We start from the raw sequence: 12,796 nt of genomic DNA, 5'->3' as shown, positions 1-12,796 counted from the left end.
AACCGGGGTCCTTTTTTGCGCGGAATCCGTCCTGTCCTGCTGTCAGACAGCGAATATTACCACCGAGTAGGGTTTGACTTGAAATCCCCGCCAATTTAGGCATGTGGAGGTTGCGGAACGGTTACAGTTTGGCCAGCATGTCCCAACATCCGGACGCAATGTGGGTAGGCTTACACACACATGTAGGCAACGTCACAGTAGCTATCTGTGCCTTGCCTGGGGGAAATCACGAATTTCCCCTGTTCAACTCCACGACTCATAGGAGGCGGAATGCGTTTCTCGCGCACTTCCAAAGCTCTAGGCGTAGCGGCGATCATCGCCCTCGCAGCTACCGGATGCGGTGGCGGCAGCAACGACTCTGGCACATCGGCCGGTGATCCGAACAAGGTCATCATTGCTGACGGTTCGGAGCCACAGCGCCCACTGATGCCCGCAGACATCAACGAAGTCGGCGGTGGCAAGATTGCCGAGCTCCTTTTCGCCGGCCTCGTTAGCTACGACCCTTCCGGTAAGCCCGTCAACGAGTTGGCGGAGTCCATCGAGGCACCTGACGCGCAGAACTTCACCATCAAGCTGAAGAAGGACCAGAAGTTCACTAACGGCGAGGCCATCACGGCCAAGACATTCGTTGATGCGTGGAACTATGGTGCCGCTGCTAAGAACGCACAGTTGGGCGCGGACTTCTTCTCCAGCATCAAGGGTTTCGATGAGACCAGCGCAGAAGGTTCCACCGTCGAGACCATGTCCGGCTTGAAGGTAGTGGACGACACCACTTTCACAGTCGAACTGAAGCAACCGGAGTCTGACTGGCCGCTTCGACTCGGCTACACCGCGTTCATGCCCGTTCCGACACCTGCACTTGCTGATCCCAAGACGTATGGGGAGAAGCCGGTAGGTAACGGTCCTTACAAGATGGCCGAAAGCGGCTGGCAGCACAACGTTCAGATTCAGCTCGTCCCGAACCCCGACTACAACGGTCCCCGCAAGGCAAAGAATGGCGGTGTGACATTCAAGATCTTCCAGAACGATGACGCCGCCTACCAGGATCTTCTGTCCAATAACCTGGATATCCTGCAGGTCATTCCCACGAGTGCGCTGAAAAACTTCAAGTCGGATCTGGGTGACCGCTTCATCGAGAAGCCTTACGCCGGCAACCAGACCATCGCCATCCCGGAATACCTTCCGGAATGGAGCGGTGAAGCCGGTAAGCTCCGTCGACAGGCAATCTCCATGGCCATCAACCGGGAAGAGATCACAAAGGTGATCTTCAGCGGCGGTCGTCAGCCAGCCAAGGACTTCACAGCCCCTGTCTTGGACGGTTACAGCGACAGCATTCCGGGCTCGGAAAATCTGAACTTCGACGTCACCAAGGCCAAGGATCTCTGGGCCAAGGCTGATGCCATCCAAAAGTGGGACCCGAACACTGCATTCACCATTGCGTACAACGCTGACAAGGGTGGGCACAAGGCTTGGGTTGAAGCTCTTACGAACCAGCTGAAGAACAACCTCGGCATCAAGGCCGAGGGCCTTCCGTTCGCAACGTTCAAGGAAGCTCGCGATCTCGCAACCACAGGCAAGCTGACCGGAGCCATCCGCGCCGGATGGCAGGGCGACTATCCGTCGCTGTACAACTTCCTCGGACCGATCTACAAGACTGGCGTCAGCTCGAACGATGCCCGCTATGAGAACCCCGAGTTCGACAAGACGCTCTCTGATGGACTATCGGCACCCTCGGTTGCTGACGGCAACAAAGCGATGAACAAGGCGCAGGAGTTCCTGCTCAGGGATCTGCCGGCTATTCCACTGTGGTACCAAGTGGCCCAGGGCGGCTGGAGCGACAGCGTCACGAACGTTGACTACGGCTGGAACGGCGTCCCGCTGTACTACAACATCACTGGCAAGTAAGCGAAGCGGCGGCGTGGGTGCTCTGTTGAGCGCCTTCGCCGCCGTATCTTGTTGCAAATCAATGACGCCCAACTCCGGTTGGGCGTCCTTGTGCAGGCTTACTTTGCCTTGGCATGGAACGTTTGCACATCAGACGAAAAGGTTCTTCAATGAACAACACCGCTGCACCCCTGGACAGGGTGCCTGCTGATCGGGGTGTGATGCGCTGATGGCCGCATACATCCTTAAGCGATTCCTCCAGCTGATTCCCGTTTTCCTGGGTGCTACGCTGCTGGTCTATTTCCTGGTTTTCAGTCTTCCCGGCGACCCCATCGCCGCCCTCTTCGGCGATAAGCCCGTTAATGAAGCTGTTGCTGCGAAACTGAGGGCACAGTACAACCTGGATCAGCCCTTCATCATTCAATACTTGCTCTATCTGAAGAGCATCTTCACGTTCGACCTCGGCCAGGACTTCTCCGGTCGGCCGATCGCCGCGGTTCTAGGCGAAGTCTTCCCGGTCACAGCCCGCCTTGCTGTGATGGCTCTGATCTTTGAAGCGGTCTTCGGCATCGCCTTCGGGCTCATCGCAGGTCTTCGCAAGGGCAAGCTCTTCGACGGCACCGTACTGATTGCGTCGCTGATCGTTATCGGAATCCCGATCTTCGTGCTCGGCTTCATTCTTCAGTTCTTCATCGGTGTGCAGTTGGGGTGGGCGAAACCGACTGTCAGTGCGGCAGCCACAGTCCAAGACCTTATCCTTCCAGCGATTGTCCTGGGCCTGGCTTCCTTTGCGTACGTTTTGCGCTTGACCCGGACCAGCGTCATCGAGAACATGAACGCCGACTACGTCCGGACAGCGACGGCCAAGGGCTTGTCCCGATTCAGGGTTGTCAATGTCCACATCCTGCGGAACTCCCTTATTCCGGTGGTGACGTTCCTGGGAGCGGATCTTGGCACCCTCATGGGTGGAGCGATTGTCACAGAAGGTATCTTCAACGTTCCCGGCGTGGGCAACAGGCTTTATCGGGCCGTCTTGTCGGGTGAGGGACCCACAGTGGTCTCGATTGTCACGGTGTTGGTGTTGATCTACTGCCTCTCCAACCTGCTTGTTGACCTCCTATACGCCTGGCTTGACCCAAGGATCCGCTATGACTCCTGAAAGTAACCTGACCGGGCAGGACACCACCCGGCGACACATCGAGCACTTCGTTGCCGATCTTGACGAAACGCCGCTCCAGGCCACCGACAAGGTCAAGGAAGACAGTGCCCCCTCAAGCCTGTGGGGCGAGGCATGGAAGAACCTGCGCAAGCAGCCACTGTTCATCATCTCGGCGATCATGATCCTGGCCGTTGTGGTGGTGTCACTCTTCCCCGGCTTGTTCTCACAGATCGATCCGTCCTCCGAGGCTTGCCAACTGGCCAACTCGGACGGCGGACCAACCAGCGGACACCCGCTCGGTTTTACCCAGCAGGGCTGTGACGTCTACGCGCGCGTGATCTTTGGTACCCGCTCGTCGGTGACCGTTGGCCTCTTCACGACCATCGGCGTCGTTCTTTTCGGCGGTGTTGTTGGTGCACTCGCCGGCTACTACGGTGGCTGGGCTGATGCCCTCTTGGCCCGCCTGACGGACATCTTCTTTGCATTGCCGCTTATCCTGGGCGCAATTGTCATGATGCAGCTTCCCGTTTTCCGGGCCAACCGCACGGTGTGGACTCTGGTGTTGATCCTCATCGTCTTTGGCTGGCCGCAGATCGCCCGCATTACCAGAGGCGCGGTGATTGAGGTCAGGAATGCTGACTTTGTCATGGCGGCCCGGTCACTTGGTGTGTCGCGTTTCCGGTCGCTCCTGCGCCACGTGCTGCCAAACTCGCTGGCCCCGATCATCGTCGTGGCCACCATCTCCCTCGGCACCTTCATCGTTGCTGAATCGACCCTTTCCTTCCTGGGTATTGGGCTGCCCCCGAGCGTCATGTCGTGGGGTAATGACATTCAAGCGGCGCAGGCATCACTGCGGTCCAACCCGATGCCCTTGCTGTATCCCGCCATAGCTCTTTCCATAACAGTCTTGAGCTTCATCATGTTGGGCGATGCTTTGCGGGATGCCCTGGACCCCAAGGCGCGTAAACGATGAAAGGCGAAGCCATGAACTCTTCAGTTCACATCAAGGAAGAAGTCGCCGGCTCGGAGCGTCCGCTGCTGGAGATCAAGAACCTCGCTATCAACTTCACCACCAGTAACGGTGAGGTTAACGCGGTGAGGAACGCCCATCTCACGGTCATGCCCGGCGAAACTGTGGCGATTGTGGGGGAGTCAGGCTCAGGCAAATCCACCTCCGCCTTGGCGGCCATTGGCTTGCTTCCCGGGAATGGGCGGGTAGCCGCCGGAGAAATTCTCTTTGACGGCGAAGACATTGCCCATGCCAGCGAGAAGCGGATGATCGAGCTGCGCGGCAATTCCATCGGCATGGTTCCACAGGACCCGATGTCCAACCTGAACCCCGTGTGGAAAATCGGTTTCCAAGTCAAGGAGACGTTGAAAGCGAACGGTCTTCCTTCCGGGCCTGATGACGTGGCTAAAGTGCTTTCCGAGGCGGGCCTGCCCGATGCTTCCCGCCGGGCCAAGCAGTACCCGCACGAATTCTCCGGAGGCATGCGCCAGCGCGCACTGATTGCGATCGGACTTTCGTGCCAGCCGCGCCTCCTGATTGCGGATGAACCGACTTCCGCCCTTGACGTCACGGTCCAGCGCCAGATTCTGGATCACTTGGACAAGATGACCTCTGAGCTGGGAACGGCCGTACTTCTTATTACCCACGACCTCGGCCTCGCAGCCGAGCGCGCGGACAAAGTGGTTGTCATGTACAAAGGCCAGGTTGTGGAGTCAGGTCCTTCACTTGAGTTGCTCCGCAACCCACGACACCCCTACACCAAACGACTTGTCGCTTCGGCGCCTTCGCTGGCTTCACGCCGTATTCAGGTTGCCAAGGAGCAGGGCATCGAATCGGACGAGCTGCTGGCTCCTACTGAGCCGGTGGTTATCGAGGCGGCGTTGCCGGAGGAAGTGTTGAAGGTTGAAAACCTGACCAAGGTCTTCAAGCTTCGCGGCGGCATCGGTAAGTCTACGGATTTCACTGCCGTCGACTCTGTATCTTTTGCTGTCAAACGCGGAACTACCACGGCAATTGTTGGCGAGTCGGGATCCGGCAAGTCAACCGTGGCGCAGATGGTTCTCAACCTGCTGGAACCGACATCCGGAAAAATCATCTTTGACGGCGTCGACACATCCACCCTCAGCAGTAGGGACCTGTTCAAGTTCCGTCGTCGGGTGCAGCCGATCTTCCAGGATCCGTACGGTTCCCTCGACCCCATGTACAACATCTTCCGCACCATTGAAGAACCGTTGAGGACCCACAAGATCGGTACCAAGGCCAGTCGTGAAAAGAAGGTCCGCGAGCTTTTGGATCAGGTGGCCCTGCCGCAGTCCACCATGCGCCGGTACCCCAACGAGCTCTCCGGAGGCCAGCGTCAGCGCATTGCCATTGCTCGCGCCTTGGCCTTGGACCCGGAAGTCATCATCTGCGACGAAGCCGTCTCGGCGCTGGACGTCCTTGTTCAGGCCCAGGTCCTGAATCTCTTGGCTGACCTGCAGGACAACCTCGGCCTGACGTACCTGTTCATCACGCACGACCTCGCTGTGGTGCGGCAGATCGCGGATCACGTCTGTGTCATGCAGAAGGGCAAGCTCGTGGAAACGGGTAGCACGGATGACGTCTTTGACAACCCCCGTGAGGCATACACGCAGGCCCTTTTGGACGCTATCCCGGGCGGTTCCCTGCTGTTGCCCCCTGAAGTGGCCTGACCGGCGTCGTAAGTTTCGTTAGCCGTTCTGCAACAGAGCCGGTGGTTCCCGATTAAGGGAACCGCCGGCTCTTGCCGTTTACCTCGCATTGTGAGGCCCGCTGTGCGTGTCGTAGCGCTCACGAAGCGCGCAGAGCGGGCCTTACAACGAAAGCTACGACGACGGCGGCGGCTACTTCGCCGGCTCGGCGCTGTCGGGGCGTGCCGTCAGGCCAAGGGCGGCGAATTCGTGAGCCAGCGCGGCGCCCAGCTTTGCATGCCCGGCCGGCTTCAAGTGAACTCCGTCCTGGAGGTCGCCGATCGCGTTGTAGCGGGTGAGCCAGTCGCCTGCGCTGACGAACGGTATTCCGTGCTTGGCGGCGATACGACCCAGGAGGGCATCTATCTCCGTGCGGCGTCCGCCTCCGTTGCTCACGCCCCTGGCCAGGGTTCCAATCATGGCTATTGTGGTGCCAGGGTAGCGCTTCTTCAGGGCCGCGAGAAGCCGCTCGGCGTTGCTGGTGATCTGGGCGTCGGTGGCACGTTGGGTGGCATCGTTGCCACCACCTTGGATCACGATCAACGGCGGGTCGCCGAAGGGCAGCACCCAGTCACCGCGCTGCAGTGCGTCGATGTAGTTGCCGGTCTTTCCGTTGGTGGCCACGAAGCCTGTGCCACCCATGCCCACTACGTGCAACTTGTAGCCCATGGCGGCGATGGCCTGCTGCGGCCAGGAGTCCTTCGGCATCGACTGGGAGTCGCCAATAAGTACTGCGGTGTGGCGCACGTCCGCGAGAACCAGTTCGCTGCGGTTGTTGGCGGGGTTCTTGTACAGCGAGCCCACGGGCAGGTTGAGCGAGCTGGGGGCAGGTGCAATCCTGAGCGGTTTATCAGCTGCCGCTGTCTGCGCTGGTCCGGGCGCGGTTGATCCAGAGGGGGCGGTGATTGGCGCTGGGCTTGATCCGCAGCCTACCGAGAGAACGCCTATGGCGATCAATGGTGCGAGCAGTCGGAACACGGCCGGAGCTTGTCGCATCGTTGTTCTCCACGTGGCACTGGTTCTGCAGCCCATCATGGTGCACGGAGGAGGGAAAATCCAGCATCTGGACTTGCGATTACGTAACGGCATCCAAGTGTGAGCAGCGCCACATTGCAGCGCAGATTAGCTTGCTTTTTAGGCTCAGAAATGCAACTGCGTTTAGACTGGATGCAGGTGCCCTGTGTCCCGGGGTCTTTTCGCTGTGTGTTCCGATCAAGTCGATCAGGTATGCGCGCGGATACAAACAGCTGACTTCACCACTGAAACGAGTCATTAACGCATGTCTGAAACCATCACCAACACTGCGTCGCGGAGCGATCTGCGCAACGTCGCGATCGTCGCACACGTTGACCACGGCAAGACCACCCTGGTCGACGCCATGCTCAAGCAGACCAACTCCTTCGCTTCCCATGGTGAGGTTGAGGACCGTGTCATGGACTCCGGTGACCTGGAGCGCGAAAAGGGCATCACCATCCTCGCCAAGAACACCACGGTTGCCTACAACGGCCCGTCGTCCAACGGCGAAACCATCACCATCAACGTCATCGACACCCCCGGCCACGCCGACTTCGGTGGCGAGGTAGAGCGCGGTCTCTCCATGGTTGACGGCGTCGTCCTGCTGGTCGACTCCTCCGAGGGCCCCCTGCCCCAGACCCGCTTCGTGCTCCGCAAGGCCCTTGCCGCGCACCTCCCGGTCATCCTCCTGGTCAACAAGACCGACCGTCCCGACGCCCGCATCGACGAAGTTGTCCACGAGTCCATGGACCTGCTCCTGGGCCTCGCTTCGGACCTCGCCGACGAAGTTCCGGACCTGGACCTGGACAAGGTCCTGGAAGTTCCCGTCGTCTACGCAGCCGCCAAGGTTGGCCGCGCTTCCCTGGACCAGCCGGACAACGGCTCGGCTCCGGAGAACGAGGACCTCGAGCCCCTCTTCAAGACCATCATCGAGCACATCCCGGCTCCCACTTACAACCCGGATGGCGTGCTGCAGGCACACGTGACCAACCTGGACGCATCGCCGTTCCTTGGCCGCCTCGCCCTGCTCCGCATCTACAACGGCACGCTCCGCAAGGGTCAGACGGTTGCCTGGGCACGGGCAAACGGTGAACTCAAGAACGTCAAGATCACCGAACTCCTCGCTACCAAGGCACTCACCCGTGTTCCTGCCGAATCCGCAGGTCCCGGCGAGATTGTCGCCGTCGCCGGCATCGAGGAAATCACGATTGGTGAGACCCTCACCGACGCCGAGAACCCGCAGCCGCTGCCGCTGATCACCGTGGACGATCCCGCGATCTCCATGACCATCGGTATCAACACCTCGCCGCTGGCCGGCAAGGTCAAGGGTGCCAAGGTTACTGCCCGCCAGGTGAAGGATCGCCTGGACAAGGAACTGATCGGTAACGTCTCCATCAAGGTTCTCCCCACCGAGCGTCCCGACGCCTGGGAAGTCCAGGGTCGTGGCGAGCTCGCGCTGGCCATCCTGGTTGAGCAGATGCGTCGTGAAGGCTTCGAGCTGACCGTTGGCAAGCCGCAGGTTGTCACCAAGACCATCGACGGCAAGCTGCACGAGCCGATGGAACACATGACCATCGATGTGCCCGAGGAATACCTCGGCGCCGTCACGCAGCTCATGGCTGCCCGCAAGGGCCGCATGACCAACATGGCCAACCATGGCACCGGCTGGTGCCGCATGGAATTCATCGTTCCTGCACGTGGCCTGATCGGCTTCCGTACCCGGTTCCTGACGGACACCCGTGGCGCGGGTATCGCTGCCTCCATCTCGGAAGGTTACGAGCCCTGGGCCGGACCGATCGAATACCGTACCAACGGTTCGATGATTGCCGACCGCGCAGGCGTTGTTACGCCCTTCGCCATGATTAACCTCCAGGAGCGCGGTTCCTTCTTCGTGAAGCCCACCTCCGAGGTTTACGAAGGCATGATTGTTGGCGAGAACTCCCGCGCTGATGACATGGACGTCAACATCACCAAGGAAAAGAAGCTCACCAACATGCGTGCCGCTTCCTCCGACACCTTCGAAAACCTGACGCCGCCGCGCGATCTCACCCTCGAAGAGTCACTCGAATTCGCCCGCGAAGACGAGTGCGTTGAGGTAACCCCGGATGCCATCCGTATCCGTAAGGTCATCCTGGACTCCAACGAACGCGCCAAGGCCAACCGCGCCCGCGCCAAGTCCTAGTCCCAACTGGCCTGAACCAGTTCGGAACAGCTGAATGAAGAAAGGAGCCGCCGGTTCGGTTCGTGGCATTGCCGCGGCCGTGCCGGCGGCTCTTTTCGTTGCCCTGGCAGGCACAGTACTGCATCGGCAGGCCATGCTTTGGGCCGGCGTCGAACTCCCGTGGGGCGTGGCAGCAGCCTTGCTGCTGCTTGCGTCAGTGCAGTTGTGGCTGGCTGCATGGTCCCGCTCGGTGATTCCGACGGCGGTGGCAGGCGTGGTGAGCTACGCCGCCGTCGGAATCCTGTCCTCATCCGGTCCGGCCAAGCGGCTGATACTTGGAGACGCCGCGGGCAATGTGTGGGTCTTCGGCATCGGTGTAGTGACGTTAATCATGCTTGTGGTCGGCAGCCGACAAGTCCTCAGTTGGCGACGCGGACGCCCTGCCGCCGGGGCGGTGGCGGTGGAACCTCTTTCGCCGCCATAACCATATCCAGCGGAATTTCGACGTCGGCCGTACGGGTGCGGACGGTACAGAAACCTTCGGTGGTCTCCACCAGATAGCCCAAAGCGTCGGTCAACCCGTCATCAATCCTGTACCGGACCACCACCCGAATGCCTGGTTCTGCGGTGAGGAGGAATTGTCGGGGCGGCAAATTCGGGGGAGTCACCGTTTCATACTAAGACGCGGGCTAGGTTGGCGTCAGCGCACTGTTGGATAATAGGCTCGGAAGTTCAGTGCCCGGCATGATGCCGGCCGTATTACCCCGGCCATCGCCGGGACAAACCGTGGAGAGGTCTGGGACGTGACGTACGTAATCGCGCAGCCGTGTGTGGATGTCAAGGACAAGGCATGTATTGAAGAATGCCCGGTCGACTGCATTTACGAAGGTGAGCGCTCCCTCTACATCCACCCCGATGAATGCGTCGACTGTGGTGCTTGCGAACCCGTGTGCCCGGTTGAGGCCATCTATTACGAGGATGACACTCCGGAAGAATGGGCCGATTACTACAAGGCCAATGTGGAGTTCTTTGATGACCTCGGTTCCCCGGGCGGTGCCGCCAAGATCGGCAACACCGGCAAGGATCACCCGTACATCGCTGCACTGCCCCCGCAGAACCAAGACCACTAGGCGGTAGTTTCCTTGATTTCCGCGGCGCCGGCTTTCGGCCTGAACCTGCCTGACTACCCTTGGGAGGCCATGGCGCCGTATGTTGCCACGGCTGCCAAGCACCCTGGCGGTATAGTTAACCTCTCCATCGGAACGCCGGTTGATCCCACGCCCGGGGTGATCCGCGAGGCTCTGGCAAATGCCGCTGATGCCCATGGCTATCCCACGGTCCACGGTACGGAGTCCTTACGGCAGGCGGTTGTGGACTGGTTCGCCAGCCGTCGCAGCGTCCCGGGGCTGGACCCCAAAGACGTCATGCCGACTGTGGGATCCAAGGAGCTCGTGGCGTGGTTGCCGTTCCTGCTGGGCTTGAGCGCTGGCGACGTCGTTGTCCGTCCCACCGTTGCCTACCCCACCTATGACATCGGCGCCTCGCTGGCAGGCGCCACGGCCGTTGCCGCTGATGACCTGGATGAACTTGATCCGGCAACGCGTGCGAAGGTCCGCTTGATCTGGATCAACTCGCCAGGCAATCCCACTGGCAGCGTGAGTGACGTTGAGTCGCTCCAACGGATCGTGGGCCAGGCCCGGGAGCTGGGTGCCGTGGTGGCCTCTGACGAATGCTACGCAGAGCTTGGATGGGGCGAGTGGGATGCCCAGCGTGACGGAGAAGCCGTCCCCAGCATCCTGGATCCCCGGGTCACTGGGGGTTCCACCGATGGCTTGCTGTGCGTCTACTCGCTCAGCAAGCAGTCCAACCTTGCCGGCTACCGTGCCGCGTTCGTCGCTGGAGATTCCGCGATCATCGCCAATCTGGTCAATAGCCGCAAGCATGCGGGCATGATCGTTCCCTACCCCGTGCAGGAAGCCATGCGTGTCGCACTGGGTGACGCCAGCCATGTCCTGGCCCAGAAGGATCTTTACCGGGGGCGCCGCGAGAGGATCGTCCCGGCACTGGAGAAGTTCGGTCTGGAGATCCACCAATCCAAGGCAGGACTGTATTTGTGGTCCACTGCCGGCGAAGCCACATGGGACACGGTGGCGCGGTTCGCTGAACTCGGCATCGTAGTTGGCCCGGGTGTTTTCTATGGGGATGCCGGCAACGGCTTCATCCGGGTTGCCCTCACCGGCAGTGACGAGCGAATTGATTCCGCTGTGGAACGGCTTGCCACAGCCTCATAACAATGCTGTGACTTGCGCCACTAAAGGCGTCATTCCGCCAGTAACCGGATGATGCGGATTAGTTCCGCAGGGTTACTGGCGGTAGCTTTTTAACTGACTATCAATGGTGGCCTTCTCTAAGAAAGCACTTCGGCCGTTGGAGCCCTGCAACAGTAGGGCCGAAGGCGGCGACACCAGAAGGTGGTTGGACAAGCGTTCGATAGAGGCCCTGAGGCCTCATGAAGGGGACTCCATGACTGAGACCACCAGCGCGACACTGCGCCATGCCGGCGGCGAGCTCGAACTGCCGCGCATCAAGGTTGTAGAAGGAAACGAAGGCTACGACGTTTCCAAGCTGCTGAAGCAGACGGGCGCCGTCGCCTATGACCCCGGCTTCATGAACACAGCGGCCACCACCTCGGCCATCACCTACATCGACGGCGACGCAGGCGTTCTGCGTTACCGCGGCTACCCCATCGAGCAGCTCGCGCAGCACTCGAGCTTCCTCGAAGTTTCCTACCTGCTGATCTACGGCAACCTTCCCACTCCCACGGAGCTGGAAGAGTTCGACCAGAAGATCCGCCGCCACACGCTCCTACACGAAGAGCTCAAGGGCTTCTTCGGTGGCTTCCCGCGCGACGCCCACCCCATGCCGGTGCTCTCTTCGGCTGTTTCGGCGCTGTCCACGTTCTACCAGGACTCGCTGGACCCCTTCAATGCGGAGCACGTGGAAGTATCCACCATCCGCCTCATGGCCAAGCTGCCGGTCATCGCTGCTTACGCCCACAAGAAATCCATCGGGCAGCCCATGCTCTACCCGGACAACTCCATGAACCTGGTGGAGAACTTCCTGCGTCTTAGCTTCGGTCTCCCCGCCGAGCAGTACGAAATGGACCCGGTGGTCGTCAAGGCCCTGGACCTGCTGCTCATCCTGCACGCGGACCACGAGCAGAACTGTTCCACGTCCACCGTGCGACTGGTGGGCTCGTCCAACGCGAACCTCTTCGCCTCGGTGTCCGCCGGCATCAACGCCCTTTTTGGCCCTGCACACGGCGGCGCCAACGAGGCCGTGCTGAAGATGCTCCGCCAGATCCAGGCCGACGGCATCAAGCCCGAGGACTACATGGAGAAGGTCAAGAACAAGGAAGACGGCGTCCGCCTCATGGGCTTCGGGCACCGCGTCTACAAGAACTACGATCCCCGCGCCAAGATCATCAAGGCAACGGCACACGAAGTTCTGGGCAAGCTCGGCGGCAACGATGAACTGCTGGACATCGCCATGCGCCTTGAAGAGAAGGCACTGGCTGACGACTACTTCATCCAGCGCAAGCTGTACCCGAACGTCGACTTCTACACCGGCCTCATCTACAAGGCCATGGGCTTCCCGGAGAAGATGTTCACGGTTCTCTTCGCCATTGGACGCCTCCCGGGCTGGATTGCCCAGTGGCGTGAGATGATCAACGATCCCCAGACCAAGATCGGCCGTCCGCGGCAGCTCTACACAGGGGAGCCGGAGCGCAACTACCCGGCCAGCTAGTACGGCAACAGAGTCAATAACGACGGCGGCCGCCCACCTCGCGCGAGGTGGGC

The 12,796-nt window shown here is 60.4% G+C and carries 11 protein-coding genes; 9 read left to right on the top strand and 2 right to left on the bottom strand.

The annotated features are described in order from the left end of the window. Positions 1–270: 270 nt before the first annotated feature. The 4 genes from ACLRGI_RS21285 to ACLRGI_RS21270 all read left to right on the top strand — a co-directional run bounded on the left by ACLRGI_RS21285 (position 271) and on the right by ACLRGI_RS21270 (position 5,743). Positions 271–1,905, top strand: coding sequence for a peptide ABC transporter substrate-binding protein (locus ACLRGI_RS21285; protein WP_419203446.1), 1,635 nt, complete (start codon positions 271–273; stop codon positions 1,903–1,905). Between the two features lie 208 nt (positions 1,906–2,113). Next, positions 2,114–3,043, top strand: a complete 930-nt coding sequence (locus ACLRGI_RS21280; protein ID WP_419203445.1) for an ABC transporter permease — start codon at positions 2,114–2,116, stop codon at positions 3,041–3,043. Continuing rightward, on the top strand, positions 3,033–4,016 hold the full coding sequence (locus ACLRGI_RS21275) for an ABC transporter permease (RefSeq protein WP_419203444.1): 984 nt from the start codon (positions 3,033–3,035) through the stop codon (positions 4,014–4,016). Before ACLRGI_RS21280 ends, ACLRGI_RS21275 begins: the two co-directional genes overlap by 11 nt. 11 nt (positions 4,017–4,027) lie before the next feature. Further along, a complete protein-coding gene (locus tag ACLRGI_RS21270; RefSeq protein ID WP_419203443.1) occupies positions 4,028–5,743 on the top strand; it encodes an ABC transporter ATP-binding protein in 1,716 nt (571 codons plus the stop codon). 171 nt (positions 5,744–5,914) lie between these two features. Here ACLRGI_RS21270 and ACLRGI_RS21265 read toward each other — a convergent pair whose 3' ends face one another. After that, entirely contained in the window at positions 5,915–6,850 is a 936-nt protein-coding gene (locus ACLRGI_RS21265; protein WP_419203442.1) for an SGNH/GDSL hydrolase family protein, read from the bottom strand. A 190-nt stretch (positions 6,851–7,040) separates the two neighbouring features. Here ACLRGI_RS21265 and typA point away from each other — a divergent pair, with 190 nt between their 5' ends. Beyond that, on the top strand, positions 7,041–8,957 hold the full coding sequence (gene typA / locus ACLRGI_RS21260) for a translational GTPase TypA (RefSeq protein WP_419203441.1): 1,917 nt from the start codon (positions 7,041–7,043) through the stop codon (positions 8,955–8,957). Positions 8,958–8,991: 34 nt separating this feature from the next. After that, the gene (locus tag ACLRGI_RS21255; protein WP_419203440.1) at positions 8,992–9,420 is read left to right on the top strand and encodes a hypothetical protein; all 429 of its coding nucleotides are present in this window, start codon (positions 8,992–8,994) and stop codon (positions 9,418–9,420) included. Here ACLRGI_RS21255 and ACLRGI_RS21250 read toward each other — a convergent pair. Beyond that, positions 9,356–9,541: a hypothetical protein gene (locus ACLRGI_RS21250; protein WP_419203478.1), complete on the bottom strand. Its 186-nt coding sequence runs from the start codon at positions 9,539–9,541 to the stop codon at positions 9,356–9,358. The genes ACLRGI_RS21255 and ACLRGI_RS21250 overlap by 65 nt on opposite strands. Positions 9,542–9,739: 198 nt before the next feature. Here ACLRGI_RS21250 and fdxA point away from each other — a divergent pair, with 198 nt between their 5' ends. From fdxA to ACLRGI_RS21235, 3 genes are all read left to right on the top strand, one after another. Further along, positions 9,740–10,066: a ferredoxin gene (fdxA, locus tag ACLRGI_RS21245; RefSeq protein WP_017200392.1), complete on the top strand. Its 327-nt coding sequence runs from the start codon at positions 9,740–9,742 to the stop codon at positions 10,064–10,066. 12 nt (positions 10,067–10,078) lie between these two features. Next, positions 10,079–11,227, top strand: a complete 1,149-nt coding sequence (gene dapC / locus ACLRGI_RS21240) for a succinyldiaminopimelate transaminase (RefSeq protein ID WP_419203439.1) — start codon at positions 10,079–10,081, stop codon at positions 11,225–11,227. A gap of 232 nt (positions 11,228–11,459) precedes the next feature. Further along, complete coding sequence (locus ACLRGI_RS21235; RefSeq protein ID WP_419203438.1) at positions 11,460–12,743, top strand: citrate synthase; 1,284 nt, start codon at positions 11,460–11,462, stop codon at positions 12,741–12,743. Positions 12,744–12,796: the final 53 nt, after the last annotated feature.

The organism is Paenarthrobacter sp. PPS72, from assembly GCF_048537125.1.
Classification (GTDB): Bacteria; Actinomycetota; Actinomycetes; order Actinomycetales; family Micrococcaceae; genus Arthrobacter; species Arthrobacter nitroguajacolicus_E.
This window is presented reverse-complemented; position numbering and strand designations above follow the sequence as displayed.

Bases quoted from the DNA above. Each gene is read 5' to 3' on its own strand.
- ACLRGI_RS21270 (WP_419203443.1), top strand. From the start codon at position 4,028: ATGAACTCTTCAGTTCACATCAAGGAAGAAGTCGCCGGCTCGGAGCGT.
- ACLRGI_RS21280 (WP_419203445.1), top strand. From the start codon at position 2,114: ATGGCCGCATACATCCTTAAGCGATTCCTCCAGCTGATTCCCGTTTTC.
- ACLRGI_RS21265 (WP_419203442.1), bottom strand. From the start codon at position 6,850: ATGCCGTTACGTAATCGCAAGTCCAGATGCTGGATTTTCCCTCCTCCG.
- ACLRGI_RS21285 (WP_419203446.1), top strand. From the start codon at position 271: ATGCGTTTCTCGCGCACTTCCAAAGCTCTAGGCGTAGCGGCGATCATC.
- ACLRGI_RS21235 (WP_419203438.1), top strand. From the start codon at position 11,460: ATGACTGAGACCACCAGCGCGACACTGCGCCATGCCGGCGGCGAGCTC.
- typA (WP_419203441.1), top strand. From the start codon at position 7,041: ATGTCTGAAACCATCACCAACACTGCGTCGCGGAGCGATCTGCGCAAC.
- ACLRGI_RS21255 (WP_419203440.1), top strand. From the start codon at position 8,992: ATGAAGAAAGGAGCCGCCGGTTCGGTTCGTGGCATTGCCGCGGCCGTG.
- ACLRGI_RS21275 (WP_419203444.1), top strand. From the start codon at position 3,033: ATGACTCCTGAAAGTAACCTGACCGGGCAGGACACCACCCGGCGACAC.